General features: G+C 42.4%; 24 protein-coding genes and 1 pseudogene. 16 read left to right on the forward strand and 9 right to left on the reverse strand.

Going from position 1 to position 26,368, the window contains the following annotated elements; all coding sequences use genetic code 11:
• Positions 1-351: 351 nt before the first annotated feature.
• The gene (locus ACQKFG_RS20345) at positions 352-996 is read left to right on the forward strand and encodes an SDR family oxidoreductase (RefSeq protein WP_349729881.1); all 645 of its coding nucleotides are present in this window, start codon (positions 352-354) and stop codon (positions 994-996) included.
• Between the two features lie 42 nt (positions 997-1,038).
• Here ACQKFG_RS20345 and ACQKFG_RS20350 read toward each other — a convergent pair whose 3' ends face one another.
• Positions 1,039-1,605, reverse strand: coding sequence for a sugar O-acetyltransferase (locus ACQKFG_RS20350; RefSeq protein ID WP_427562198.1), 567 nt, complete (start codon positions 1,603-1,605; stop codon positions 1,039-1,041).
• Positions 1,606-1,971: 366 nt separating this feature from the next.
• Here ACQKFG_RS20350 and brnQ point away from each other — a divergent pair, with 366 nt between their 5' ends.
• The 4 genes from brnQ (at position 1,972) to ACQKFG_RS20370 (ending at position 7,132) form a co-directional block, all read left to right on the forward strand.
• On the forward strand, positions 1,972-3,303 hold the full coding sequence (gene brnQ, locus ACQKFG_RS20355) for a branched-chain amino acid transport system II carrier protein (protein ID WP_427562201.1): 1,332 nt from the start codon (positions 1,972-1,974) through the stop codon (positions 3,301-3,303).
• A 129-nt stretch (positions 3,304-3,432) separates the two neighbouring features.
• Entirely contained in the window at positions 3,433-4,299 is an 867-nt protein-coding gene (locus ACQKFG_RS20360; RefSeq protein ID WP_192206794.1) for an ATP-binding protein, read from the forward strand.
• 15 nt (positions 4,300-4,314) lie between these two features.
• A complete protein-coding gene (locus ACQKFG_RS20365) occupies positions 4,315-6,231 on the forward strand; it encodes a vWA domain-containing protein (protein ID WP_427562205.1) in 1,917 nt (638 codons plus the stop codon).
• Between the two features lie 205 nt (positions 6,232-6,436).
• Complete coding sequence (locus ACQKFG_RS20370) at positions 6,437-7,132, forward strand: hypothetical protein (protein WP_192208057.1); 696 nt, start codon at positions 6,437-6,439, stop codon at positions 7,130-7,132.
• Between the two features lie 49 nt (positions 7,133-7,181).
• Here the strand turns inward: ACQKFG_RS20370 and ACQKFG_RS20375 are convergent, their stop codons facing one another.
• Entirely contained in the window at positions 7,182-7,301 is a 120-nt protein-coding gene (locus ACQKFG_RS20375) for a DUF4023 family protein (RefSeq protein ID WP_061465287.1), read from the reverse strand.
• A 399-nt stretch (positions 7,302-7,700) separates the two neighbouring features.
• On the opposite strand from ACQKFG_RS20375, the gene ACQKFG_RS20380 reads away from it, so the two are divergent.
• The 6 genes and pseudogenes from ACQKFG_RS20380 to eutC form a co-directional block, all read left to right on the forward strand.
• The gene (locus tag ACQKFG_RS20380; RefSeq protein ID WP_342614706.1) at positions 7,701-9,077 is read left to right on the forward strand and encodes a sensor histidine kinase; all 1,377 of its coding nucleotides are present in this window, start codon (positions 7,701-7,703) and stop codon (positions 9,075-9,077) included.
• Between the two features lie 9 nt (positions 9,078-9,086).
• Entirely contained in the window at positions 9,087-9,671 is a 585-nt protein-coding gene (locus ACQKFG_RS20385) for an ANTAR domain-containing response regulator (RefSeq protein ID WP_342614705.1), read from the forward strand.
• A 145-nt stretch (positions 9,672-9,816) separates the two neighbouring features.
• A complete protein-coding gene (eutH, locus tag ACQKFG_RS20390; protein WP_192206790.1) occupies positions 9,817-11,088 on the forward strand; it encodes an ethanolamine utilization protein EutH in 1,272 nt (423 codons plus the stop codon).
• 18 nt (positions 11,089-11,106) lie between these two features.
• Positions 11,107-12,513 carry an ethanolamine ammonia-lyase reactivating factor EutA gene (locus tag ACQKFG_RS20395; RefSeq protein WP_427562210.1) on the forward strand — a complete coding sequence of 469 codons (1,407 nt, stop codon included), beginning with the start codon at positions 11,107-11,109 and terminating at the stop codon, positions 12,511-12,513.
• A gap of 18 nt (positions 12,514-12,531) precedes the next feature.
• On the forward strand, positions 12,532-13,896 hold the full coding sequence (locus tag ACQKFG_RS20400; protein ID WP_192206788.1) for an ethanolamine ammonia-lyase subunit EutB: 1,365 nt from the start codon (positions 12,532-12,534) through the stop codon (positions 13,894-13,896).
• A 32-nt stretch (positions 13,897-13,928) separates the two neighbouring features.
• Positions 13,929-14,654, forward strand: a pseudogene (eutC, locus tag ACQKFG_RS20405) (ethanolamine ammonia-lyase subunit EutC); the annotation flags it as partial.
• Positions 14,655-14,891: 237 nt separating this feature from the next.
• Here eutC and ACQKFG_RS20410 read toward each other — a convergent pair.
• Positions 14,892-15,617 (reverse strand): DUF4261 domain-containing protein, encoded by a 726-nt coding sequence (locus tag ACQKFG_RS20410; RefSeq protein WP_369619628.1) that lies wholly within the window; start codon positions 15,615-15,617, stop codon positions 14,892-14,894.
• A gap of 259 nt (positions 15,618-15,876) precedes the next feature.
• Between ACQKFG_RS20410 and ACQKFG_RS20415 the strand changes: the two genes are divergently transcribed.
• Positions 15,877-16,596 carry a YebC/PmpR family DNA-binding transcriptional regulator gene (locus ACQKFG_RS20415; protein ID WP_192206785.1) on the forward strand — a complete coding sequence of 240 codons (720 nt, stop codon included), beginning with the start codon at positions 15,877-15,879 and terminating at the stop codon, positions 16,594-16,596.
• A 100-nt stretch (positions 16,597-16,696) separates the two neighbouring features.
• Here ACQKFG_RS20415 and ACQKFG_RS20420 read toward each other — a convergent pair whose 3' ends face one another.
• Entirely contained in the window at positions 16,697-18,103 is a 1,407-nt protein-coding gene (locus ACQKFG_RS20420; protein WP_349729871.1) for a polysaccharide deacetylase family protein, read from the reverse strand.
• A gap of 185 nt (positions 18,104-18,288) precedes the next feature.
• Here ACQKFG_RS20420 and ACQKFG_RS20425 point away from each other — a divergent pair, with 185 nt between their 5' ends.
• Together ACQKFG_RS20425 and ACQKFG_RS20430 are read left to right on the forward strand one after the other, a co-directional pair.
• Positions 18,289-18,804, forward strand: a complete 516-nt coding sequence (locus ACQKFG_RS20425; protein WP_192206783.1) for a sigma-70 family RNA polymerase sigma factor — start codon at positions 18,289-18,291, stop codon at positions 18,802-18,804.
• Complete coding sequence (locus tag ACQKFG_RS20430) at positions 18,789-19,658, forward strand: RsiV family protein (RefSeq protein ID WP_427562216.1); 870 nt, start codon at positions 18,789-18,791, stop codon at positions 19,656-19,658. The genes ACQKFG_RS20425 and ACQKFG_RS20430 overlap by 16 nt, the downstream gene beginning before the upstream one ends.
• Positions 19,659-19,746: 88 nt before the next feature.
• On the opposite strand, the gene ACQKFG_RS20435 is transcribed toward ACQKFG_RS20430, so the two are convergent.
• Entirely contained in the window at positions 19,747-19,971 is a 225-nt protein-coding gene (locus ACQKFG_RS20435; RefSeq protein WP_192206781.1) for a hypothetical protein, read from the reverse strand.
• A 345-nt stretch (positions 19,972-20,316) separates the two neighbouring features.
• Here ACQKFG_RS20435 and ACQKFG_RS20440 point away from each other — a divergent pair, with 345 nt between their 5' ends.
• Positions 20,317-21,810 carry a peptide MFS transporter gene (locus tag ACQKFG_RS20440; protein ID WP_192206780.1) on the forward strand — a complete coding sequence of 498 codons (1,494 nt, stop codon included), beginning with the start codon at positions 20,317-20,319 and terminating at the stop codon, positions 21,808-21,810.
• A 228-nt stretch (positions 21,811-22,038) separates the two neighbouring features.
• Here ACQKFG_RS20440 and ACQKFG_RS20445 read toward each other — a convergent pair whose 3' ends face one another.
• Positions 22,039-22,311, reverse strand: a complete 273-nt coding sequence (locus ACQKFG_RS20445) for a hypothetical protein (RefSeq protein ID WP_427562220.1) — start codon at positions 22,309-22,311, stop codon at positions 22,039-22,041.
• 175 nt (positions 22,312-22,486) lie between these two features.
• Between ACQKFG_RS20445 and ACQKFG_RS20450 the strand changes: the two genes are divergently transcribed.
• Positions 22,487-23,092 (forward strand): hypothetical protein, encoded by a 606-nt coding sequence (locus tag ACQKFG_RS20450; protein ID WP_342614698.1) that lies wholly within the window; start codon positions 22,487-22,489, stop codon positions 23,090-23,092.
• A 429-nt stretch (positions 23,093-23,521) separates the two neighbouring features.
• Here the strand turns inward: ACQKFG_RS20450 and bioA are convergent, their stop codons facing one another.
• Genes bioA through ACQKFG_RS20465 form a run of 3 tightly spaced genes read right to left on the reverse strand, consistent with a single transcriptional unit; the run spans position 23,522 to position 26,171 of the window.
• Entirely contained in the window at positions 23,522-24,904 is a 1,383-nt protein-coding gene (bioA, locus tag ACQKFG_RS20455) for an adenosylmethionine--8-amino-7-oxononanoate transaminase (RefSeq protein WP_342614697.1), read from the reverse strand.
• Positions 24,901-25,608: a dethiobiotin synthase gene (bioD, locus tag ACQKFG_RS20460; protein ID WP_192206775.1), complete on the reverse strand. Its 708-nt coding sequence runs from the start codon at positions 25,606-25,608 to the stop codon at positions 24,901-24,903. Before bioD ends, bioA begins: the two co-directional genes overlap by 4 nt.
• Positions 25,587-26,171, reverse strand: a complete 585-nt coding sequence (locus ACQKFG_RS20465; protein WP_192206774.1) for a biotin transporter BioY — start codon at positions 26,169-26,171, stop codon at positions 25,587-25,589. Before ACQKFG_RS20465 ends, bioD begins: the two co-directional genes overlap by 22 nt.
• Positions 26,172-26,368 lie beyond the last annotated feature (197 nt).

Below are 26,368 nucleotides of genomic sequence, written 5' to 3' on the forward strand. Positions count from 1 at the left end.
GCCCCTTATTCTTTTTTTAAAATGAAATAAGGTGCAAAGCCGAATATTAGAAATGATAAGGCGGGCGATTAAGTTTAGCTTAATTCAACCCCATGCAAAGTATCGCCTCCAATACTAGGCTTTGCATGAGATGCTGCAGAAGGTGGCATTAACATTCTGTTTGCCATCTTTACACCTCCCCGTTATGTCCCTGAAGAACACGTATTGTTTTTATTATAAAATATATAAGGGTGGTTGCCAAACTATTTCCAATGTTAAAGATGACTCGGCGGGCTGATTGTTTGATAATGTTCTGAGTCCATGAAATAATTTGAATGGAAACCAAACTAACCATTATGGGAGCTGACCTTTATGAAAGTATTCGTAGTTGGGGCAAATGGGCAGATCGGTAAATATCTTGTAGATTTATTAAAAGATAGCCCGGAACATAGTGTACGGGCAATGGTTCGTAAAGAAGAACAAAGTAAGCATTTAGAGAAAAATGGAATTGAATCTGCTCTCGTGAGCTTAACCGGATCGGTGGATGAGATTTCGAATGCGGCAAAAGGCTGCGATGCCATCGTGTTTACAGCAGGATCCGGAGGAAGCACCGGTGCTGATCAAACGCTGTTGATTGATTTGGATGGTGCTGTTAAAACGATTGAAGCGGCAGAAAACTTGGGAATCAACCGATTCATCATGGTGAGTGCTTTTCAGGCCAATAATCGCGAAAACTGGAATGAAGCCATCAAACCATATTATGTGGCCAAGCACTACGCGGATAGGGCATTGTTACAAAGCGATTTAAATTATACCATCATTAAGCCAGGCGGCCTGGTGAATGAACCGGGGACAGGCAAAGTGGCAGCCGCCGAAGAATTGGAAAGAGGTCAGATTGCCCGTGAAGATGTGGCTCGAACGATTTTTGCTTCATTAACTGAAGAAAATACCTACAAGCGTTCATTTGATTTAATCTCTGGTGATACTGCAATCGCGGAAGCATTAAGGAAAATTTAACGAAAAAAGGATGCAGGGCCACTCAGGGGGAGTGGCCCTGCCTTATTTAATTCCTTCAATATGCTTGATGACCTTCGCTGGGTTTCCGCCGACAACAACGCCTTCAGGAACATCCTTTGTTACGACTGCCCCTGAAGCGACGACGGAATGTTTCCCTATTGTTATGCCAGGATTGATGATAGCCCCTCCGCCAATCCATACATGATCCCCGATCGTAACAGGTTTTCCGTATTCCACTCCAGAACTGCGTTCAAAGGGATCCAGCGGGTGTGTGGCTGTATAGATATGCACTCCGGGAGCCAACATGCAGTCCCTGCCAATTTTCACTTCACAAACGTCCAAAATGACACAATCGAAATTAGCATAAAAGTTTTCCCCGACTGAAATGTTGTATCCATAGTCACAACGGAAAGTGGGTTCAATATATACATTTAGACCAGTGGAACCTAAAAGCTGTTTCAGCAGGGCGGTTCGTTCATCCCCTTGGCTTTCCGCTGTCTGATTGTATAACCGGGTCAACTTTCTGGCATTTTCCCTATCTCTTACTAATTCCGGATCAGCGGCCATGTAAGGTTCCCCGCTCACCATTTTTTCTTTTTCCGAATACATGTTAACTCCTCCTATATACTTTGTTTTTAGATGGTTTTAATAAATATCAGAATATTTAAATATTTTTTCTGCAAAATAAATTGCAGTACTTTTTACTCAACTTTTCTGTTGAATCTAAATGTCTCGCTCATTTCCTCGAAAAAGAAATTAGAAAAGAAAGATTTTTCCGAATAATGAATGAAATAACTTTGACAAACGTTCCGCCTGATTTTATAGTAAGGAGAGTTATGGATGATTGATAGTTTCATGAAGGTATATTTTAACAGATAGGTAGAATACGTTCGCAGTTCTTGGCACTTTTTTTACGGGAAATTGATGGACGACTCTTTTCTTCGTTAAGATAATCAACACAATGGAGGGCTCTATATGACACAGAAAGCACCACTTTCTTTTATCATTGTAACAGGGTTAATGCTTTTTGCTTTATTTTTTGGTGCAGGAAACTTAATTTTCCCTGCCATGCTCGGGCAATCCGCCGGGACTAATTTATGGACGGCCAGTTTAGGATTCATCATTACTGGGGTCGGTTTGCCATTCATTACAATATTGGCATTTGGTTTTTCGGGAAAAAATGATGTTCAATCGCTTGCAAGCAGGGCACACCCATTATTCGGCATCATTTTCACAGTCGTTCTTTATTTGTCTTTGGGACCGCTTTTCGCGCTTCCCAGAACAGGGAGTGTATCCTACGAAATAGGGATTAAACCTTTCCTTCCTAATGATGTTGGCTTTTTACCATTGCTGATATTCACGATCATATACTTTGGAATTGCCTGTTTATTATCCATCAATCCATCAAAAATGCTGGATATCGTAGGGAAAATATTAACACCATTATTATTGATTTTCATCGGGATCCTCATCGTGGTCGCCATCATTAATCCAATGGGTGAAATCCAGTCACCAGTGGTTGATTATTCAGATAATTCTTTCTTTAAGGGGTTCAAAGAAGGGTATTTGACTATGGATACGCTGGCCGGATTTGCATTTGGAATCATTGTCATCAATGCATTCAAAGATAAAGGGATAACATCAAGAAAAGAAGTGTTAGGATCTTGTGTGAAAGCTGGCTTAATAGCTGCCACTTTGTTGGTGATCGTTTATACGTCATTGACTTATGTAGGGGCAACAAGTGTGGAAAAACTCGGTCAGCTGGGGAATGGCGGAGACGTTTTGGCTCAAGCCTCGAATCATTTTTTCGGACCGGCTGGTGCCGTATTGTTAGGGATGATTGTGATCGCTGCCTGCTTAACGACAAGCATCGGTTTGATAACGGCTTGTGCTACGTATTTCAATAAAATACTGCCTGCTGTATCGTATAAATCATATGTCGTCATTTTCGCTGTTTTTAGTGCGGCTGTTGCCAATGTAGGTTTGACCAAGCTCATTTCCATTACTGTGCCTGTGTTAACGGCTCTTTATCCTGTAGCGATCGTTTTGATTGTTCTGACATTCTTTCATTCCTTTTTCAAAGGGAAATCGGAGGTATATTTAGGAAGCTTATTATTAACGGCGATCATCAGCATAATGGATGGAATAGTGGCATCAGGCATTAAAATGGAAGTTGTTTCGGACCTTTTCAATCAATACCTTCCACTATATAGTGTAGGGGTGGGATGGGTGATTCCTGCCATCATCGGTGGTGTATTGGGCTATATGGTATACCTTATGAAAGGTGACCCTAAGGAAGCCTATTAAGGGATATCATTCACTATATGAGAATCTTCGAATCATGAAAGGAGCTGTCTTGATGACAGCTCCTTTTCTTAGTGTTTGTTTTTAATGGGAAAGAGCCTTAAAATGTTCAGAAAGGGGTGTAGGAACACAATGATCAATCGATTACCAATAGAAATCGCAAATATATTACAAGCAAGCAAAAAAAATCCTGTTCAATTCGAGGAATTGATCAGGAGCGGCGGATATCTCCCTCCCGAGATGGAGTTGATGGTGGATGCCATCACGGCCTTAAGCATGGGGAAGAATATCCTTTTGAAGGGTCCGACAGGGGCTGGAAAGACAAAGTTTGCCGAGACATTATCGAATTTATTCAACCAGCCGATGTTCAGTGTCAACTGCTCAGTCGACTTGGATGCCGAAAGCTTATTGGGCTTCAAGACGTTGGCTTACAAAGAGGAAAAACAAGTGATAGAATTCGTACCTGGACCAGTGACAAATTCGATGAATCACGGTCATTTCCTATATATAGATGAAATCAACATGGCAAAGCCGGAAACTCTGCCGCTTATCAATGGTGTGCTTGATTACAGAAGGACGATAACGAATCCGTTCACGAATGAAGTCATAACGGCAAAAGATGGCTTTAATGTAATTGCTGCAATCAACGAAGGGTATGTCGGTACAGTGCCGCTGAATGAAGCGCTAAAAAATAGATTTGTCGTAATTGAAGTTCCTTATATCGAAGGGGAGCAGTTAAAGCAATTGATAGAAACCAATACGAAGTTGAAGGACCCAAAAAGCATTGAACTGTTCGTTAAACTGTCGAGTGATTTGATAAATGCCGTGAATCAAGGGAAGGTGGCTGAAGATGCGGCGTCAATCAGGGCTTTGCTTGATGCTTGCGATCTGAGTGTGTTGATCCCGCCGAAACGGGCGATTCTTCGTTCCATAGTGGATAAGTTGGACGAGGAACGGGAGCGTGAGTTTGTGAAGAACTTGGCTGACACATTATTCTAACTAGGAGAATGCCACATGAAGTATATCCGTTTCAATGATTCAATAATAGATACGGCTCTTTTTTTACAGCTGCAGGATCTCTCGACTGTTTTATCCGGCATTCCTGAGCTGGAATTCGAATACAATTATGGCTCTTTCATTGATTTGATCGAGAATAAGGTAACAGCCAGCCATTTTTGGGAAAATGGCAATAAGGAAGTGAAAGAAGCGGGACTGAAAACGGACGTGCTCCTTAGGACGATAGGTACGCTGCATCATTCAACAATCCAGAGCATGAAGGAGTACCAGGATATTATCGGGGAAAGTTCGCTTCCGAAGTTTGCGGCCCAATTATTCGCTTTACTGGAAGACTTGCGATTGGAAGAATTGGTGAAGAGGGAAAGGCCGGGCACGAAAAAATGGTTTTCGGTAAGAGGGGCTTACCTTAAACAATATTTCGAAAGCCAATTGACGACGAATGTCACAAGAAGTTTTGCACTGGATGAATTATACTGCCTCATCTATTTACTGCTTCAATCTGACAGGCCGGACCCGATTTTCCCAAGAGCCAATGTAAGGCAGCTGGAAGAATTGGAGAAACTCAAACCGTTCATCCATTCTGTCTTTGAGGCCACTAAAACGAGTGACATCACGAGGATTTGCGAGCAAATCGTTTTCCGTGTGAACGAGGAATACGAGGATACGATGAATGAATATTTCATCTTTCCCATTGCAAATGTGGAAAAGTATAAGGCAAATACCTTATTTGATGAACTGACTAGAAATGATGAACTGTTGAATGATGATATAGAAGATGCAGACGAAGAAAAAAGTGAGTTCATTGATGAAAAATTCTCGACATGGCACCGGGAGAATAAGAACGGCGAGAGTAATTCGACTTTTCTTCAATTTGAATTGGAGCAGGGAACGAAAACAAGTCTGATGGGCGGAGGGGCACGGGAAGCGGAAGATGCCGACCAAGCACTGGCTTCCATCCAGGGTTCATCAGGGGAAAGTAAACAAAAGGAATACAATCAGCAGGAAACGCTGGAGAAGAAACAAACGAATATGGGCAAAAGTGGTGAACATCCATTTGGTGAAGAAAACAAAGACGTCGTTCAGGTAATCAAGGAAGCAAAAATGCCAACACTTACGGAAGAGAAACGCTACCGTGAATTTGTTGCGGATATCGAACCGTTCAAGAGAAAACTTTCCAGTACAATTGAAAAGACACTGGAAAATAAAAAGAACGCACCAAGAAAGGATTTGGTTTTTGGCCGCTTATCGAAGAAATTACTGCCGCTTGTTTTTGAAGAAAATCCTCGGGTCTTTTATAAAAAGAACCAGGATTCAAATGAAATGGATGCCGTATTCACATTGCTGATCGATTGCTCCGCTTCCATGCATAACAAAATGGATGAAACGAAACGAGGGGTCGTCCTGTTTCATGAAGTACTGAAAAAATTAAAGATCCCCCACTCGATCGTTGGATTTTGGGAAGATGCAAATGAAGTGAGAGAAGGATATCAGCCGAACTACTTCCATGTAATCCAGTCCCATTCCGATTCTCTTTATCTAAACTCAGGAGCTAAAATCATGCAGCTTGAACCAGAGGAAGACAACAGGGACGGATACAGTATCAGGGTCGCTACAATGGAATTGGAAAAAAGGCGTGAAAAAAACCGGTTCTTGCTCGTGTTTTCCGATGGTGAGCCGGCAGCAAGCGATTATGATCAAAATGGGATTGTCGATACACATCTTGCTGTTTCGGAAGCCAGGAAAAAGGGCATAGAAGTCATCGGCCTGTTTTTAGCGGATGGAGGCATCGAGGAAAGTGAAGAATTGACGATGAAAAACATTTATGGCAAAGAGCGCCTAATGATTCCGAGTGTAGCTGAATTGCCAGAGCAATTTACACCGCTGTTAAAAAAACTGCTGCTGAAGACCATATGAGAAGCGAAGTTCCCCCACTGGCCATTTATAACGGGCAATGCATTTGATTAGAATATAAGTGAAAAACGCAGTAGGATTCAATGGATCTTACTGCGTTTTTTTATTATCAGTAAGCGAAAAGATGGATGAAAACTTGAAAAGAACAACGAATGCGATTCTTTTGTCGGGATTGGGGTAAACCATAGATGAGGAAGTGATCATTTTGATGAATTTAATTTTTATGTTGCTTTATTTTATAATCATTGTTCTTGTTATTGAAATATCGGTTACCTTGATGAAATTGACTGGGTTAAAAAGTACAGTGGCCAGATTTCAGGTTATCTCCATGCTGACAGGGACTGGTTTTACAACTGACGAGTCAAAATCAATCATTGATCATCCCATTCGAAGGAAAATAAGCATGTTCTTAATTTTATTTGGTGCTTTCTCACTTGCTGTCATCATTTCATCGATCAGTACATTGCTTACAGATGATCTGCGCTTGATGGAGTTAAGCATCATTATAGGGATACTGATGGTTCTGGCCGTATTAGTGAAAGCTCCATTCCTGAATAATAGATTATCGAATAAGATGGAAAGTGAAATGTACAATCATTATGAATTATGGGAACACCCGATAGAGGAGGTTCTATTTTTAGAGGATGAAGACGTGGTCATGGAGATCGATATTTATGAAGACTCCGAATTCATAGATGTCAAAGCGTTGGACGTCATATCACATGGAGCCGACATCAATATCTTATTTATTGAAAGCGGAGAAGTGAAAATCAGGAAAGAACTATATGAGTATAAAATCAAATTAGGCGATAACCTCTTTTTATATGGAAATAAAAAGGAGATAGAAGACACATTCTCAAAAGAAATCGAAGAGATGAAGAAGAAGAAAAGTACATCGGGGTGAAAAGGATCCCAGCCCTAATGTTAAGGCTGGGATCTTTTGAAGATGGGCATTAATGTTTTTTATTCGGTAATTTCTGAGCGGGATTCCCATTGCCTTGACGGCGGAAATTGCCTTCTTCCTTTTTCTGCTGTTCTTGAATGCTTTCAACGAATTCCTTTGAACTTTTCATGGAATGTACCTCCTCGATATTTTCTTCTTTACTATAACCAGAAGAGGTGAAATTCATGAGTCATGCATGGGATCTGACTACATTAACGGGGATAAAAGATTAAATGATGTATCCATTACACGACCATTTTCCAACAACATTTCTCGAACGACCACTAGCCTTGCACCACCCGAAACGCTTCGAAGTCCTTCATTAATATCCTTCGAAAATTTCCGTTAAGTTTAACCCGGAAATTAAAGCAACAACGTATCCCTCTATAAAAAAATATCCCTTTAAATATCACCTTCTAATGTTAGAATACATTACATTAGAATATTTTGAATATTGACAAAAATAAGGAGGGTATCTATAATTATCAATAATAATATCCATGAATAAACATTTATTGGGGTTTTGCCTATGGAACGGACAATGACTGTCCGAGAATTATGTGAGGTGCATACTCATTTACTGGACAAGGATATTCAGATTCTTGAAAACCTATCAACGAATTTATCGTTGATAGCCAATTTGAATAAAGCGAATGTGTTTATCGATTGTCCGGTGCTTGAGGGGAAGCATGCCATTGTCGTGGCAGAGGCATGCGGACATTCCGTGAAATCGGTTTATGATCATCCGGTTGTCGGGAAATTCGCCTATGAGGCTTTTGAACCGGCAGTATTTTATGTATTGCGCACCGGAAAGGACATGTTCGTGAATCGGGCATTGACTCAAGAGGGAGCTATGGTCCAGCAAAGTGTCGTTCCGATCAAGGGGGAATGCAATCGGGTGATCGCCGTTTTGATCATGGAAAAGGTGATTCATGAAGAACCTGAAACTTCCAAACAGTTTGATAGGCAAGATCAACAAAATTCCTTGGTTCCTGAATTTATCGAGGAGTCCATTTTCCTGATTAATAACCAAAACCGACTTGTCTATACGAATCCTGCTGCCATTAATTTAGTATCGGATATATGTATGACAGACTGTGCTTTAGGTGAATCCATTTTCGATTATTTTCCTGGCATTGCCGATGTTCTTGCTTCAAAAGAGGACATTTTGATGAAGGAAATGAACATTGGTAAAAAGATTTTCCAAATAAAGAAATTCCATTTAGGCAACAAGAATTCCGATGAAACGTTCATCATCATCCGGGACCTGACAGAACTGCGGGATAAAGAGAGAGAGCTGATTAGCAAGTCAGTGGCCATTCGTGAAATTCATCATAGGGTGAAGAACAATTTGCAGACTGTCGCCAGTTTGCTTCGGCTGCAAATGAGGATGGGAGCCCCTGAAGAAAGCAAGCCCCATTTATTGGTCAGTTTGAATCGGGTGTTAAGCATATCGTCGGTTTATGAAATCATTCTGGCAAGCAGTCAGGTCGATCATGTGGACCTGCTTGAGCTTGTTGGGAAAATTGGCGATATGATCGTTCATGCGGAGGGTCATGCCCGTCAAAGCCTGAGCATTGAATATAGTGGCGGTGAGCTGCATTCCATTGATTCCGACATTGGCATTTCTGTCGCGCTGGTTGTGAATGAGCTCATTCATAATTGTGTGAAGCATGCATTCAAGGAAGGGACGGAAGGGAAGATTACCGTATGCTTTCAAAAGGATGGTCCCGAATTGGAGATTCAGGTAAAAGATGATGGCATCGGATATTCACCTGCAGTGAAACCAACTTTAGGGCTGGATATCATCCGCATGACGGTGGAAAATGATTTGGATGGGGAGTTTTCGATTCATCGGATTAAAGAAGGTACCCTGGCTTCTGTAAGATTTCCATACAAGAGGTAGGTGGAATAAGTGGTCAAGAGGATTTTGGTCGTGGAGGATGAATCGATTGTTCTGCTTGATATAACGATCATGCTCAAGGATGCAGGCTTCGATGTGGTAGGACATGCCCGTAACGGCGAGAAGGCGATTGAATTGGCACATGCACTACAGCCGGATCTCGTTTTGATGGATATAAAAATGCCAAAAATGAATGGGCTTAAGGCTAGCGATGTGATATCCAATACCTTTCAGATTCCGGTCCTGCTTTTAACTGCATTCAGCCAGCGTGAATATATCGACGAGGCGAAGCGCGCGAATATCGTCGGATATCTTGTAAAGCCAATTACGGAGGCGAATCTGATTCCGGCAGTGGAAATAGCTTTGCAGCAAGCAGCCAATACGAAGAAGCATCAGGAACGAAATGCCCAATTGGATGAAACGCTCACAAATCGTAAAGTCATTGAAAAGGCAAAAGGAATTATCATGAAAAGGAAGAATGTAACGGAAGAAATCGCCTACAATAAGCTGAGAAGGCTAAGTATGGATAAGCAGCTTTCCATAGAGACGGTGGCACGTCGAATCATCGCAAATGATCAAAAACAAGTAAATAGATGAAGCAATGGCGCTTTGATGGACCAAATCGGTTATAGGCAGGCATTTCTGCCAAGCAACCTAGTTTGGGCTATAAGAGGCGTCTTTTTTTATACCCTTTTTTTAAAGACGATAGGCCAAATCAAATCGGAATTCAGGGGGAATATGTATGGAGATGGTTGGTAAATTCGTAATTTATATCATTATGGTGTGTGCCGTTGTCGGTGCCATTGCATCGATTAAAGACAGTGAGCAAGGCTTGGGCAAACAGTTCATGGAAGGGTTGCATACCGTTGGTCATATATTTATCCCGGCAGCTGGGATCATGGCCTCGATCCCTTATTTATCATGGTTCATCGATAAAGTATGCGGCCCGATTTTCGCTGCGATCGGTGCAGACCCCGCCCTCGCCGCAACAACGATTTTGGCAACGGATATGGGGGGATACCAATTGGCGGCCGAGCTGCAGGAATCCTATGAAGGCTGGATCATGGCGATGATTGTCGGATTCATGTCTGGGGCAACGATTGTATTCTCGATTCCAATGGGGCTTGCGATGCTGGAGAAGCGCGATCATAAATACATGGCACTTGGTGTCATGTCAGGAATCCTGACGATTCCGATTGGCGCTTTTATCTCAAGCGTGCTGGTGGTGGCAACGAATTCGAAAGTCCGTGAAGTGATTTCCACGAATGCGGATTCTACATATGAATTCGCGTTGAGCTATTTGAAAATCGCCCTGAATCTTTCTCCTCTTCTTATTTTTGTGATCTTGCTCGCGTTAGGACTTTATTTCCTGCCGGATTTGATGATCAAAGGTTTCATGTGGTTTGGAAAAATATTGGATGCTGCTATCAAGCTTGTACTCGTGTTTTCGATTGTGGAAATTTTCACCGGACTGTTTTCCAATGTACTTGGTGCTTGGGGGTTCCATCCGATCATGGCCGATAAGGCAGACCAGTTCCGTGCCCTGGAAACGGCGGGGTATATCGGGATAATGCTGGCAGGTGCTTTTCCAATGATTTACCTCATTCAAAAATACGCAGGCAAGCCGCTTGAAGCGATGGGCGGAAAAATTGGGCTGAGCAAAGCGGGGAGTGCAGGGATATTAGCCACGGTAGCCAATATATTGGCGATGTTCAAACTTGTTAAAGATATGCCGCCAAAGGATAAGGTCATAAACATTTCCTTCGCTGTGTGTGCGGCCTTCCTATTAGGGGATCATTTATCATTCACAGCCAATTTTCAGCCCTCCTTGATATTGCCGATCATTGTCGGCAAGCTATCTGCCGGAGCGATTGGAATCGGTCTTGCTTACTGGCTGTCCGTTCCGAAAGCTTTGGAATTGGAAGAAAAGGATCGTGAAGCAGGAGTTATCGGCGTAAATGAATATAAAACGAAAAAAGAGGAAGAAAACAGCAATGAAATCCAAGTGGTGTAAAACTGGGGTGTGATTTTAATGATTGAACAGGCGGAACGAATCATCAGTGCAGGAATTGATATTGGCACCAGTACGACGAAACTTGTCATCAGCGAGCTTTCGCTTAGGAATGTGGCGGGTGGCGGACAGGTGCCAAAAATCGAAATTACCGATAAGAAAATTCTGTATCGAAGTCCCATTTTCAGGACCCCGCTTTTATCCGATACGGTAATCGATATACCTGCTGTTCAAAGAATGGTGGAAAGGGAATACCATCAAGCCGGGATCACGATCGATAACATACAAACAGGGGCTGTCATCATTACCGGGGAAACGGCAACGAAACAAAATGCAGAAGAAATGGTTTACCGGTTATCTGAAGCGGCGGGGGAATTCCTTGTAGCGGCAGCCGGACCGGACTTGGAGGGAATCATTGCCGCCAAGGGATCGGGTGCTTATCAACATTCCATAAAGACAAGAAAGACTGTAGCGAACATAGACATTGGCGGGGGAACGGCGAATATTGCCGTATACCGTTCCGGGATGCTTTGCGGAACTTGCACACTGCATATAGGAGGGCGTTTGGTGGAGTGGGAGGGAGCGAAGGTGAAGGTTGCCCCTTCAATAGGGAAATGGCTGAAATCAAAGGGGCACTCTCCTATGAATGGTGATGGGGCATTCATCACAAATGAAATGGCGAAGGTGCTTTCAAGGTTTTTGGCTGGCTCATTCACAAAAGAAGATGAACTTCTTTTAGTGGGGAAGGAGCCATCATGGACAGGACGAATTGATGTGTTGATGTTCTCGGGAGGTGTCAGTGATTGCATCTATCATCAAGAACGGGAGGACAAAAGCTTCCGGGATATCGGCATGATGCTTGCCGCCTCTATTAAGGAAAATGAAGAATTGGCTGCATGGGAATGGGAAAAGCCGATTGAAACGGTTCGGGCGACTGTTCTTGGAGCTGGCGCACATACGACTGAAATAAGCGGTGCGACCATCGAGGTGAATGACTCTCATCTGCCCGTTCGCAATATCCCGGTCTATCGGATCGATTTTCATGATGGGATTGATGATGTAACCGCGACAATGGCACAAGCTGTTCAGGATGCGATCACGATATACGACGCTTTAAAGGAGGGCCTGAATTTTGCCTTTTATTTAACGAATTTACCCTATCAATCATTTCGGGACATTCACCAGCTCGCAGTCGCTTTTACCGAGGCTTTGATGCAAAAACCGAATCGGCAGCAGCCTCTGATCATTGTCATGGATAGTGATTATGGGAAGGCACTTGGTCAAACCATTCTAGCGAACCAACCGGATCTGCCGGTCATCTGCATTGATCAGACTGAAGTCGAACATGGTGATTATTTAGATATAGGAAGGCTGCTGCGGACAGGGGTCGTTCCGGTTGTAGTAAAAACGCTAACCTTTCACAGTTAGGAAAAGGAGGATTATACGATGAAATTATCCACTCAATACTTTGGGGAAATCCATCAATTCAAATCGTTGAAAGAAGTCATGGCCAAAGCGAATGAAGAGAAATCAGGAGATAGGCTTGCGGGAATTGCAGCAGATTCGGTCCAAGAACGGATTGCGGCGAAAGCGGTGCTTAGCGAATTGACTTTGGCGGACATCAGGAATCATCCCCTGCTCTCCCCGGAAGAGGATGAGGTGTCGCGGATCATAGATGGTCTCATCAATGGAACCATCTATCAAACCGTGAAGAATTGGAGCGTTGCCGAGCTGCGTGAATATATATTGAGTGACGAAACGACCGGCGAGGATTTAAAGCGACTAAGCAGGGGGCTGAATAGTGAAATGATTGCTGCGGCGGCCAAATTAATGTCGAACCTCGACCTTATCCATGCAGCCAATAAAATTGAAGTGCTCACCAAGAATAATAGCACGATTGGATACAAAGGAACGCTTGCTTCGCGTCTTCAGCCTAACCACCCGACCGACAATGTCGATGGCATGCTGGCTTCTTTAAAAGAAGGACTCTCCTATGGAGTCGGGGATGCACTCATTGGAATCAACCCAGTCGATGATTCGGTCGAGAGCGTAAAGCGGTTGCTTCATGCGACACAGGATGTCATCCAGAAGTGGAACATCCCGACCCAAAATTGTGTGCTTGCGCATGTGACCACGCAAATCAAGGCAGTACAGCAGGGGGCGCCTGCCGATATGATTTTTCAAAGCATCGCCGGAACGGAAACGGCCAATCGCTCTTTTGGAATTAACGCACAAATGCTCGAAGAAGCTAATGAGGTCGCGAAGGCCTATGGGACGGGCACTGGCCCGCAGCATCTTTATTTTGAAACGGGGCAAGGCTCCGAATTATCGGCTGAAGCGCATTTCGGAATCGATCAGGTGACGCTTGAAGCCAGGAACTATGGATTTGCCCGCTATTTTGATCCTTACATTGTCAATACGGTCGTCGGTTTCATCGGACCTGAATATCTATATAACAGCAAGCAGGTCATCCGCGCAGGATTAGAAGATCATTTCATGGGAAAAATGCATGGACTGCCGATGGGTGTGGATATTTGCTATACGAATCATATGAAGGCGGATCAAAATGATATCGAGGACTTGGGTGTACTTTTAACGGCGGCTGGCGTGAATTTCATCATCGCAACTCCGATGGGGGATGACTGCATGTTAAACTACCAGTCTTTGAGTTACCACGATATAGCGACTTTAAGGCAAACGATGGATAAGCGGCCTGCCCCATTATATGAAGCCTGGCTGGAGAAGATGGGAATTATGGAGAATGGAAAATTAACGAAGCGTGCTGGTGATCCAACTATATTTAACCATTAGGAGTGGATGATATGGGAATGAATAATAAGGAAGAATTGGATGCATTGATGGCGAAAACCCCGGCGCGGATAGGGATAGGCAGGTCAGGGACCCGGCCGAAAACGGATTCTTGGCTGAAATTCCGTTTTGACCATGCGGCGGCCGTCGATGCTGTATATGGTGAAGTAAGTGATATTCTTTTGAAACGCTTGGATTTATTCAAGGTGAAAACGAAGGCCGATGATAAGGAAGTCTATTTACGGCGTCCGGATTATGGAAGGAAGCTTTCGGATGAAGCAAAGCGGGTGATAGAAGTCAAATGCATAAAGGCCCCAACGGTTCAAATCATCATTTCAGATGGCTTAAGTGCCAAGGCGATCGAAGAAAATGTGGAGGATGTCTATTTATCTTTCAAACAATCTTTGGAAGTGGCAGGTCTGGATACTGGTACACCTTTTTATATTGAAAAGGGCCGGGTTGCCGTGATGGATGATATCGGTGAAATCCTTGGACCTGAGGTCATTGTCCTGTTGATCGGTGAACGGCCGGGTCTAGTGAGTGCGGAATCATTGAGCGCTTATATTTGCTATAAACCACGTTTGGGCACCATTGAAGCAGAGAGGATGGTCATTTCCAACATCCATAAAGGAGGGATTCCCCCGGTTGAAGCTGGAGCGCATCTTGGCACGGTCATTCAAAAGATCCTCAAATACCAGGCGAGCGGCATGTCCCTTGTGAAGAAGGAACATGAAGAAGAAAAGCGTGAAAAACTCGGTTGAAAAATAAAAATGGAGGAGCGAATTACCCCACTCAGCTTTTCGGCAAAAGGGGGTTCGGGATGGTCCCATTCCGGCTGATGATTAAGACCAGGTCGTTGATTTCCTCTCCAGGCATTTGCTTTCCGCGGAAATGGAGCGGATTTCTGAAAACGGCTGAAACGCTTTTTTAAAAAAAAACTGCAGGCATACTCGCTTTATGCAAATTTGCCTACAGTCTGGGGGGAGAGAATCCCTCCTCTATTTACTTGTCCCTAAATTCCATAATCCAAACGGGTTGTAGAAGGGGTGACCTTCTTCATATCTAAAGTCCTGAAGGCCCGTCAAAATAAAGTCGGGTGCATCCTGTTGAATGCTAAAGGTTTCGCCATTCTTAAAGATAGGCCGTTCGCCTAAATGGTAATAATTAAATGTGTTTAGCAGGGCAGCTGCCTCTTTCGGACTCATTGTGTTAAGTGTCACGGCATCCGGAAGACCAAAAGCTTTCATTCCGAATGAACAATAATAATCTTCCTCTCCGATGATCGTGACAAAATGGGCATATACCGAGAGAACATCGGGGCTATGATGAAGATGCTGCCAATCTTCCCTTGAATGGGCAATTCCAGCCGTTTCTATTTTCACTGCCATTCCGCCTGCCCTTAGGATCGCTGCCCCGGCATCGATCAAATTGATTACAGTTCCGGTATCGGATACATCGGCTATTATATAAACGGTAAAGGTATGGTCATTGATTTCCTCTAATGCATTCTCCGAAAAGGCGTCTTTACTGGCGTAGGAAAAGCTCTCTTTCAAAGTGGGTTCATAATCATGGATTTCAGCCTGAAAAGTAATGTTTTTATCGCTGTTATGAAAAACATTCCCGGCTAACAGATACCCTTCGCTTTGGGAAGCGACCGTTTGAATCAATTCTGTCCGGTCCTTCCATTTACCGGGTATCCCGATGATGATTTGGTTGTCCTTCATGGATCATCTCTCCTTTCCGTTCACTTCATACTATACCACTGCTGATGTTTTCAAAAGTAATTCATATAAAATAGCGCAAGAAACCGAAAATGCCAGTGAGGGATGTGCAGGACTTTTTCAAAATTATACAATTGATGTATAATATAATCTAGTAAACGTATAGCCTATCTTCAAAGGAATTCCCCTGGTGGGTTTTCTCATAGGGCCATTTCTTAATAATCTATTCGTATATATCAATGATGAAAGAGAGTGGAATATAATGGGTCGTAAGTGGAATAACATTAAAGAAAAAAAAGCGTCAAAAGATGCTAATACTAGTCGGATTTATGCCAAGTTCGGACGGGAAATATATGTAGTGGCAAAACAAGGTGAACCAGATCCGGATTCCAACCAGGCATTAAGGGTCGTGCTTGAGCGTGCGAAAACGTACAATGTTCCAAGAGCGATCATTGACCGTGCGATTGAAAAAGCCAAAGGCGGTTCGGAAGAAAACTATGACGAACTTCGTTATGAAGGATTCGGTCCGAATGGTTCAATGGTCATCGTGGATGCATTGACAAACAACGTGAACCGGACGGCATCTGATGTGCGTGCCGCATTTGGGAAAAATGGCGGGAATATGGGTGTCAGCGGATCTGTTGCTTATATGTTCGATGCAACGGCTGTCATCGGGATTGAAGGTAAAACGGCTGATGATGTTCTTGAACTGTTGATGGAAGCGGATGTTGATGTACGTGACATCATTGAAGAAGAAGAAAGTGTCATCGTTTATGCCGAACCTGAACAATTCCATGCTGTACAACAAGCATTCAAGGATGCAGGAATCAGCGATTTTACAGTGGCCGAGCTGACGATGCTTGCACAAAATGATCTAACCCTTCCAGAAGATGCACAAGCACAATTCGAAAAAATGATTGATGCATTGGAAGATTTGGAAGATGTTCAACAGGTTTATCATAATGTAGATCTTGGTGAATGATAAAATGAGCAGACCTTTGCTATATGATCAAAGGTCTGCTTATTTTATTTGAAAGGAAAGAGCCTGTTTGCGAATCACGAAACAGGCTCTTTCCTTTTGATTATTCATTTATGGTGATTCCGGAAAGTTCACGGTCTTTCTGTACCTTTTCCAATTCCGAAATTGTGACCATTTGATAACCTTGGTCATGCAATTGCTTGATGATTTTTCCTGCCGCCTGGGCGCTAGTTTGATAGATATCATGCATTAATATGATACTGCCATCTTTGGCTTTGCCCATCACTTTGTTTACGATTTTCTTTTCATTCCGTTCTTTCCAATCTTCGGGATCGACATCCCAAAGTGTGACTTTCATATCCTCCATGTATTCACGTACATCATTGTTAATCGCTCCATATGGGGGACGAACGAGATTTGGCTCAGCACCTGTAGCTTTTTCTACAGCGTCTTGGGTCTTTTCGATTTGACTTTTGATTTTGTTCTTGCTTAAGCGCGTCAGCTGCGGATGATCCCATGAATGGTTGCCGATCTCATTTCCTTGCTGCAGCATTTTTTGCAGAACTTCCGGATAGTGCTGTACGCGGCTTCCAAGCACGAAAAACGTCGCGTGTCCATCATACTTGTTCAGGTCTTTAAGAATGGACATGGTATGACTTGGATGCGGCCCGTCATCGAAGGTCAAGGCAATGACTTTTTTTGAAGGGTCGATCCATTCATTTTGCACAGGCAGTTTGGCGACGATATGTTTCGGCTGCCATTCCTTTACACGATCCGCATTCAAATCTTGACTTTGATATGAATCTAGCAAACTATCTTTAAAAAGTTCCTTCTTGATGGCTATCGTATGGGTCTTAGTTGAATCATCAGTCTTGACGTAGAATACAAGTGTATTTTTCAAGACTGAAAAAGAATTGAAGTTGGCTGCCTTCAGTTTGTTTTCCTTTTTAATGAGACTGTTTGAGATGCCTTCTTCTTCCTTCTCGGTTAACTCTTCAAAAACAATATCGGATAAAACGGATAAATAATCAGTATCCGTGGCAAAGATGTCTTCTATGGAGAGCTTTTGCTGAGATGGAATATCATAAGTGAAGATCTGGGATCCAGACTGCTTCTTTCCTTCCACTTGCTCATATTTATCGAAGGAAATCGTAATGGTCTGTTTGCTGAAATGGAGGATCGTATAAGTGAGGTTAAGCTCGGAAGCTTTCCCGTCGGATGCTTTCCATTTCTTTTCATAATCCTTAATTTCTTTCTTTATGTAGGCTTCTAGCTGCTTGTCGATATTTTCTAAATGCAGAACAGGCCTGCTGGCTGAATACCCGCCTTTCGTATTATCTTTCACATACGTTTGAATATCGGCTTCTGGGTAATTTTTATCAGTTGTATAGGCCGAAACGGTTCTTTTCTTATCAAAAGCAAGGCTTTTGATGGCTAACCCCAACGTTCCCACAGTAGCTGTTAGACAAAATAGAAAAATAAAGACTTTTTTATAATTTAATTTACTCATGATGTACTCCACCTCGATAATCATTCTACTATATAGACGCGCCAAAAGCCTTAAAAGTTTGTAAAAAATTTCATTTTTTTATTTTTATATATTTCCATGTTCATTTCCAAACTTTTAGGGCTGCACGAACGTCTATCTTTTGTACCCAGGATACGTAATTTAAATGTAAGGAGCTCTTTCATGCAATGAAAAATCTAGATATGAATCAATTAATCGCGGCCCGGATAACCGAACGGCAAGAAAATTTGTACAGACTTGCTTTTTATTATGTTAAAAACCAAGAGGATGCGCTTGATATCGTGCAGGAATCAATCAGGAAAGCGCTGGCGTCAAGCAGTAAAATCAAAGACGCTGCTTCTATTGATAGCTGGTTATATAAGATCATCGTCCGAACGGCACTGGACGTTTTGCGGAAGAAAAAGAAACTGACTGTCGCCGATGACGAAACAATAGAATACTTACGAGCAGGTGAGGAAGATCACTATCCTGACCTGGATTTGCAAAAGGCCCTTGAAGGACTTTCGGTCAAGTACAAAACGGTAGTCGTTCTCCGTTTCTTTGAGGACCTGAAGCTGGATGAGATAGCGGAAGTACTGGAAGAGAATGTAAGCACAATTAAAACGAGATTATATAAAGCGCTGCAATTATTGCGGATCAACATGACTGAACGGGAGGAAACGAAAAGATGGAAAAAAAACTAAAAGATCTGCGGGAAGAATATCTTAAAACACCGATACCAAAGGAATTGAATGATGTCGTTCAAGCGGCCTTGAATGAAAAGCCCAGAAAGAAGCCAAGGGTTGGCAGGAATATCCTCATGTCAGCGGCTGCAGCGCTTTTGATTGTGACAGCTTCCGTAAACATCAGTCCGGCAGCGGCAAAAGCCATGAGTGAAATCCCGATAGTCGATAAGGTCATCAAAGTGATTACCTTCGTCGAATGGAAAGAAGAAGCGAATAATTCCTCGGCAGTAATCAAGACACCTGCTATATCCGGTCTGGAGAATAAACAGCTCGAAGATAGCTTGAATGAGAAATATTTATCGGAAAGCAAGCAGCTTTATAAGGAGTTCACGGACTCCATGTCAAAACTGAAGGAAGGGGAAAAGGGCAATATGTCGGTGGAAAGCGGATATGTGATATTGACGGATAATGAAACGATCTTATCCGTACAGCGTTATACGGATAAGATTGCTGCTTCCAGTTCTACAGAAAGTCAATTTGATACAGTCGACAAGAAAAACGAAGTGCTATTAACGTTAAATAGCCTATTTAAAGATGATCGTTATCTTCAGGTGATTAGTGAGAACATCAAGGAACAGATGAAGCGTCAGATGGCTGAAGATCCTGAAAAGATATATTGGGTCGAAGATGATGATCTTACTGCATTTAAAGGCATTGATGAAAACCAAAACTTTTATATAAACGAAGATGGCAAGCTAGTCATCGCCTTTAACAGCTATGAAGCTGCGCCGGGATATATGGGGGCCGTCGAGTTCGTCATCCCGACAAAGGTGCTGTCAGCCCTCCTTGTGGGCGATCAATATATCCATTAAAACGGCCTTACTTGTAATTCTTATGATGGGCGGGAGGTTTTTAAAACGGAAAAATACCCATTAAAAAAGACGAACCAACGTTACTTGTTTACAGTAACCTTGGCTCGTCTCTTTTTTGTTCGAATTTCATCTGGTCCAGTTCCAGCCTCATTTTTTCCGTCTCCATAAGAAAGTTTTCATGCTTCAGTTTTTCAAGTTCCAATTCAACTTGCAGCATTTTGTGTTTCGTCTTTGACTGTTTTTCGAAATGGCTTGTCAGTATGGCGATTATAGGGATGGAAAAAATCAGCACAACGGTTATGATCCCGAGCATTATGTGCCTCCTCATTTTTGGTTATATCTATTATACGGTGTATTTAACAGATGAAGTGGTTTTTTTTAAAATGATTCTGTCTATTCTTCCGATGCTCATTGCATGTTCTTGGCAACCAAAGTGATCTGAAACGTAATACCATTGGTGAAGTTAGGGTAATATATCTTTGATGACAGCTCCCTATTAGACTATAAAGGGTGTTTCTTCCTGCGAAATACAGGATTTGGTATGTAGGGAGGCAACCTCTTCTATGTTATATTTAAATTAATTATTTAAATATACTAAATATTTGTTTACAATAGAGAAAATAAAAGTTATTATACAATAATAAAAGGAGGGCTAGGTATGGCAACGATAAATAAACAGAAAATTGTGGATAGTGTACCTCAAAAAGGTTTTTTTGGAAACCCTAAAGGATTATTCACCCTTTTCTTTACTGAGTTCTGGGAGCGTTTCTCGTATTATGGTATGAAGGCCATTCTTGTTTACTATATGTATTACGAAGTTTCTAAAGGGGGACTTGGTCTTGATGAACACACAGCCCTTGCCCTTGTATCCATTTACGGATCTTTAGTATATATGTCAGGTATAATTGGCGGATGGCTTGCCGATAGGATCTTCGGGACTTCCAAAGCCGTATTTTACGGTGGTATCTTGATCATGCTCGGGCATATTGTCCTTGCTGTACCAGGCAGTCTCTCCATGTTCTTTGTTTCCATGGTACTCATTGTTCTTGGTACTGGGTTATTAAAACCGAATGTTTCCAGCATTGTCGGTGAAATTTACGCAGAAAATGACGAACGCCGGGATTCCGGTTTCAGTATATTCTATATGGGTATCAACATGGGTGCATTCCTTTCACCGTTTGTTGTCGGTACCGTCGGAATGGGCTACAGCTTCCATCTTGGTTTTGGACTTGCAGCAATTGGAATGTTAATTGGTCTCATCGTCTTTGTTGCAACAAAGAAAAAGAACCTGGGCCTTGCTGGAACTATTCCTGCGAACCCATTATCACAGAATGAAAAGAAAAGCGTATTTACGAAATTGGGGATAGCCACACTTATCTTAGCTGCCATCATCGGCATTACCGCCGCTAACGGCATCTTAACGATTAAAACCTTTATTAATCTTGTAGGTATCCTAGGGATCGTTATCCCGACCCTTTATTTCATTTTCATGTATCGCAGCCCTAAAACAACTTCTGTTGAACGTTCACGCTTGATTGCCTATATTCCTTTGTTTATAGCAGCTGTCATGTTCTGGGCGATTCAAGAGCAAGGTGCAACTATATTAGCAAGCTATGCAGACAAACGGACACAGTTGAATTTTGCTGGACTAGAAATAAACCCGGCATGGTTCCAATCTTTGAACCCTTTGTTCATCATTACCCTTGCACCAGTATTCGCATGGTTATGGATTAAACTAGGAAAGCGTCAGCCGACCATTCCTCAGAAATTCTCAATCGGTTTATTGTTCGCCGGTTTATCATTCCTGGTGATCCTGCTTCCTGTTTATTTCGGTGGATCCGACGCATTGGTCAATCCGCTATGGCTTGTACTTAGCTATTTCCTTGTAGTGCTTGGAGAACTTTGTTTATCTCCTGTTGGACTTTCAGCAACTACAAAATTGGCTCCGGCCGCATTCTCGGCTCAAACGATGAGCCTGTGGTTCCTGGCAAGTGCAGCAGCACAAGCACTGAACGCACAAATCGTCAGATTCTACACGCCCCAAACCGAAATGGCTTATTTTGGCGTGATCGGTGTTGCTTCAATGGTCCTTGGACTGGTCCTTATGGTCTTATCACCAAAGATTCAAGGTTACATGAAAGGCATTCGCTAACACTTAGCCAGCAGCAAAAAAAAGATGACCTCCGAGTTAAACGGGGTCATCTTTTTTATTATTATTATTTCATTCCTTGTAGATAACGAGCTGGTCCTGCTTAGTTTTAGATTTTTTCAATTGCATTATTACATGTAGCTATTTAATAAGGTGGGGGGAAACACCCGGCACATACGGCCTTTTAGTCTTTGCATATATTCCTGTTTTCATAGTTATTTGAACTGCATTCTAGCTTTGTACACCTTTGTTTTTACTCCCAATAATTGAAGCCGCAATAGCGAAGGGAAGTAAAAAGAAAGCCAGTATTCCATATCCAGCTCCTTCAAACCCTCTAATGTTCACAAAACCAATGTAAAACAAAATAATTGAAGTTATAACGGTTAATATGCCAGGTAAAAGCCTTACAAATATAGATAAATGTAATTTCCTAAACCACCACGCCAGAAGTATTACTAACGTTCCAGGGACACAAGCAACCAGGAGAGGAACTCCCAACATCATTTTGTAACCTCCTCAAATACTTTGTGTAAATAATACCATAATAAGTAATTTTTTTCTTTTTTCATTTGGCTATGTTATAGTGGAAAGTTGTCTATTCTCTACAGATGATACTTATGAAAAGTTAAGATTATCAACATTTATTAAATGAATACATTGGAACGAAGGGGCGAGAAAATTGGATATAGAAGTTGGATATTTACCAAAGAGATATTATGACTCAAATCCTGATGCTGGAGGTTTTTTCCCATTTGCATTAGAATGCGCTACACCATATGTTTTCTCTATAGACGGCTTTTATCTACCAGAATGTGATGAAAATTTCCTGCCATTGTGGATGAGGAATATTAAAGCATTTCCACTTTATTTTTGTTCTGAAGTTTCTTCCTATTGGAAAGATGAGTTTGAACATAATTGCAATAAATTCAATATCAGTTATAGATACTTAACTAACCGATACGTTGTTACTGAAATCCAGAATGAAAAGCAGTTTCAGGAGATTTTCCCTTTCTATATTACTCTTGGTAGTGGGAATGATTTAGTTTTATGGTCCACAAACAAAGATGTATTTAGTGTAGAACAAAGAGAGTGGAAAGGAAATTGGGAAGGGAAAATTGCGGGGACAGTAGTAGTTAAAGTAGAAGTCGATACAAGTATTTTTTGGATTGGCTATGATGGAGATTACATTTCGGTTATCTCAAATCAATCGAATTTCTCAACATATGAAAAGATAATTAAGACTTTTCCCGATTTTGTAGTTCCAAAGCTATGTGAGTACGAGTAATTGTAAAAAGTAAAATGATTATGAGACCCCTGATAAGAGAAGGTCTCATTTATTTGACTTAAAAACAACATTATTATTTAACATGGTCTTTTATTTAAAGATTGAAAAAGAAAGACGGAGGTAGCTGCCTTCCTCGATGTGTAAGGGAGGAAAACAAAAAAGTCGAACTTTGCCTCCAGTCTCTCGCTTACCGCGGGAGTCCGCCCTCGGCGCTCTTGCTTTGATGAGGATTGGCAGACAGTCGGCGGAATGGGAGTGGATTTCTGAAATCAACTGAACACTTTTCAAGAAAAAACTGTAGGCAAATTCGCTTTCCTATGATCTGCCTACAATCTAAGATCACTGTATTAGTGATCATCTTTCTTCACGAAGTCCCCTGCAAAGAAAAGAAAGAACCGGATGAGCCCTGCTCTTCCGGTTCTTTTTGAATCAGTTTGCTGCTGGAATCAATCCTTTATGAATGGAGACTTCCTGGATGGCACGGTAGACGGTTTCGACCATGAAATCGAGTTCCTTTTCTGACATGGAAAGGATCGGCATCATCGTGATGACGGGACCAAGTTCCCTGATGATCAGGCCATTTTTCCGTGCTGTATGGATGATTCCGGAAACGACATTCTCTTGGAGGGTGAACGTTTCTTTTGTTTCACGGTCTTTAACGATTTCCACTCCAATCATGAAGCCGCGCTGGCGAATATCGCCGACTATCGGAAGTTCGGATAGTGCTTGCAGCCTTTGTGATAGGTATTTTGCTTTTTTCTGGATGTCTTTAATGAGATTGCGGCTTTCCATCAGCTCGATATTCTTCAGGGCCAGTGCACAGGCTAGCTGGTTTCCTGTATAGGTGTGGCCGTGATAGAAGGTTTTATGTTCTTCCCGTTCCCCCAAGAAGGATTGAAAGATTTGCTCGTTCATGATGGTGGCTGCGAGTGGCATATATCCCCCAGTGATCCCTTTGCCCATACACATGATATCGGGGACGACATCTTCCTGTTCGCAGGCAAACATGGTACCGGTGCGACCGAATCCAACGGCCACCTCATCGCAAATTAAGAGGATATTGTATTTTTTGCATAATTGTTCGACCTCTTTCAAAAAGCCCCCAGGATGGGTTATGATGCCAGCAGCCCCCTGCACCAGGGGTTCGATGATCAATCCTGCAATTTCCTCTGATTGTTCTTGCAGTAACTTCTCCAGTTCCTTCAAGCAATGGTTTTTCACGGCTTCTTGATCCCCATATTCAGTCATGTGATAGGCATATGGTGAAGGGGCGGAAATCCGTTGAAATAAGAGGGGCTTAAAGATTCTATGGTATAGATCCATTCCGCCCACACTCACAGCTCCGACAGTATCGCCGTGGTATGCTTCGTCAAGTGAGACGAATTTGTTTTTATTCTGATGCTTGACGGGATCGATATTCTGCCAATATTGATAAGCGACTTTAAGGGCGATTTCCACAGCGGCAGATCCCGTGTCGGAGTAGAAGACTTTTGATAAAGAACCAGGAGTGATTTCTGCCAGCTTTTTTGCCAGTAAGATCGATGGTACATTCGCAGATCCAAGCAGCGTGGAGTGCGCGACTTTATTCACTTGTTCAATAAGGGCGCCGTTTAATTCCGGCTCGTTATGTCCGTGCACATTCACCCATAATGAAGCATAGCCGTCGAGGTAGCGTTTGCCATCCACATCAATCAGGTAGCTGCCTTCGCCGCGCTCGATGATCAGCGGTTTACTTTCCCGATACGTTTTCATTTGTGTGAACGGATGCCATACATATTCCTTATCCCATTGTTCTAAATCCTGACTGTTCATGCTTTGAACACCTCTTTCAATTGTTGGGTATAATTTTGATCACCAAGCAAATCAAGGATGCAGTTCCTCAAGTCTTTTCTGACATCTGCCATTGTCGGGATGCAGGCGAGGCCATTCAACCCAGTCAATTTTTCGATGGTTTCGATATTGTCTTGATGAATCCGATCTTCTGGCCGGTAATGGTTATACAAAATGGTTTTCACGTTTATATCATGGACTTGGGCATAAGAATGGGTCGTCACGACATCATGAATCGCCCCTAAACCGCTTGTGGATACGAAGAGGACAGGTATGCCGCAATCCCTTATGAAATCAGCCGTCATATAGAAACCTTCCGTCCGTTCAATGAGTGGCACAGCCAATCCGCCAGCGCCCTCGACTAATACGATGTCATACATTTCCTCAAGTTCATGAACCCTTTCCACGACTTTCTTCTCATCGATTTGACTGCCAGTTAATTTAATCGCCAAATGTGGTGAGGTTTCGGGCTCCAGTGTGTAAAACCCTGGTTCCTTTACACCGAGTTCCTGCTCAAACCAAGAAATATCCGGGTATGTATTATTTTCCTCATTGATTCCAGTTTGAAATGGCTTGAATATCGTGACGCTTTTTCCCAATGTTTGAAGAGAAAGATAGAGTGCACTTGTGACGATGGTCTTTCCAATATCCGTGCCAGTTCCGGTTATAAAGTAGGCTTGGCCCATGGATGATTCAGCTCCTTTATGTTTATATATTTTGCAATGCGCGGACGTACTTGTTGAATGATGGCAGCACATAGAATGCATAGCAGTAAATCACCGGGTACAGGTAATAAGAAGCCGTAAAGTATCGTTTGGTTGATTGAAAGCGGCGTTTCCACAATCCACTTCATCGCACCATACAGCCAGATGCAGCCGAAAAAGTAAACGGTCAGCAAAGAGGCGGCATTAGCAAAGAATATGGAACGAATCGTGGAGAGGGAAAACCGGTTGATCAGCCATCCATTTACATAGGCTCCCAATATATATCCGAGTAAATAGCCGAAAGTGGGTTTGAATATATATCCGAATCCCCCGCCTTCAGCAAACAGGGGCACCCCGATAAGTCCGATCAAGACGTAGCATAACTGACTGAGCATCCCAAGCCGGGGCCCCAATAATGCGCCTGCCAAATAGACAGCCAGAATTTGCAGTGTGAATGGTATGTAAGGGATAGGTATCTTAATAAAGGCGCCAATGGCAGTTAACGCGGTAAAAAGGGCCACATAAGAAATCGTCCTTGCTTTCAAGTTTTCAACCTCCTTTTTAGAAAGTGCTGGCAGAATGCCCACTATTAGTTTGCCTGAATCCTATTTTATATGTCAACTAATTTATATATTTAGTTAACATATAAAATGCAAGCTTCCTTATGATTTAAAGGGCAGACTAGGAAAATATTGAAAAAAGACCATTGAATCCTATTTTGTTTGTGTGTTATTATTCATTT

It is taken from the genome of Peribacillus sp. NPDC076916, from assembly GCF_050269675.1.
Taxonomy (GTDB): domain Bacteria; phylum Bacillota; class Bacilli; order Bacillales; family DSM-1321; genus Peribacillus; species Peribacillus aracenensis.

Coding starts and splice junctions, on each gene's coding strand:
- ACQKFG_RS20345 (WP_349729881.1), top strand. CDS start 352: ATGAAAGTATTCGTAGTTGGGGCAAATGGGCAGATCGGTAAATATCTT.
- ACQKFG_RS20350 (WP_427562198.1), bottom strand. CDS start 1,605: ATGTATTCGGAAAAAGAAAAAATGGTGAGCGGGGAACCTTACATGGCC.
- brnQ (WP_427562201.1), top strand. CDS start 1,972: ATGACACAGAAAGCACCACTTTCTTTTATCATTGTAACAGGGTTAATG.
- ACQKFG_RS20360 (WP_192206794.1), top strand. CDS start 3,433: ATGATCAATCGATTACCAATAGAAATCGCAAATATATTACAAGCAAGC.
- ACQKFG_RS20365 (WP_427562205.1), top strand. CDS start 4,315: ATGAAGTATATCCGTTTCAATGATTCAATAATAGATACGGCTCTTTTT.
- ACQKFG_RS20370 (WP_192208057.1), top strand. CDS start 6,437: ATGAATTTAATTTTTATGTTGCTTTATTTTATAATCATTGTTCTTGTT.
- ACQKFG_RS20375 (WP_061465287.1), bottom strand. CDS start 7,301: ATGAAAAGTTCAAAGGAATTCGTTGAAAGCATTCAAGAACAGCAGAAA.
- ACQKFG_RS20380 (WP_342614706.1), top strand. CDS start 7,701: ATGGAACGGACAATGACTGTCCGAGAATTATGTGAGGTGCATACTCAT.
- eutH (WP_192206790.1), top strand. CDS start 9,817: ATGGAGATGGTTGGTAAATTCGTAATTTATATCATTATGGTGTGTGCC.
- ACQKFG_RS20395 (WP_427562210.1), top strand. CDS start 11,107: ATGATTGAACAGGCGGAACGAATCATCAGTGCAGGAATTGATATTGGC.
- ACQKFG_RS20400 (WP_192206788.1), top strand. CDS start 12,532: ATGAAATTATCCACTCAATACTTTGGGGAAATCCATCAATTCAAATCG.
- ACQKFG_RS20410 (WP_369619628.1), bottom strand. CDS start 15,617: ATGAAGGACAACCAAATCATCATCGGGATACCCGGTAAATGGAAGGAC.
- ACQKFG_RS20415 (WP_192206785.1), top strand. CDS start 15,877: ATGGGTCGTAAGTGGAATAACATTAAAGAAAAAAAAGCGTCAAAAGAT.
- ACQKFG_RS20420 (WP_349729871.1), bottom strand. CDS start 18,103: ATGAGTAAATTAAATTATAAAAAAGTCTTTATTTTTCTATTTTGTCTA.
- ACQKFG_RS20425 (WP_192206783.1), top strand. CDS start 18,289: ATGAAAAATCTAGATATGAATCAATTAATCGCGGCCCGGATAACCGAA.
- ACQKFG_RS20430 (WP_427562216.1), top strand. CDS start 18,789: ATGGAAAAAAAACTAAAAGATCTGCGGGAAGAATATCTTAAAACACCG.
- ACQKFG_RS20435 (WP_192206781.1), bottom strand. CDS start 19,971: ATGCTCGGGATCATAACCGTTGTGCTGATTTTTTCCATCCCTATAATC.
- ACQKFG_RS20440 (WP_192206780.1), top strand. CDS start 20,317: ATGGCAACGATAAATAAACAGAAAATTGTGGATAGTGTACCTCAAAAA.
- ACQKFG_RS20445 (WP_427562220.1), bottom strand. CDS start 22,311: ATGATGTTGGGAGTTCCTCTCCTGGTTGCTTGTGTCCCTGGAACGTTA.
- bioA (WP_342614697.1), bottom strand. CDS start 24,904: ATGAACAGTCAGGATTTAGAACAATGGGATAAGGAATATGTATGGCAT.
- bioD (WP_192206775.1), bottom strand. CDS start 25,608: ATGGGCCAAGCCTACTTTATAACCGGAACTGGCACGGATATTGGAAAG.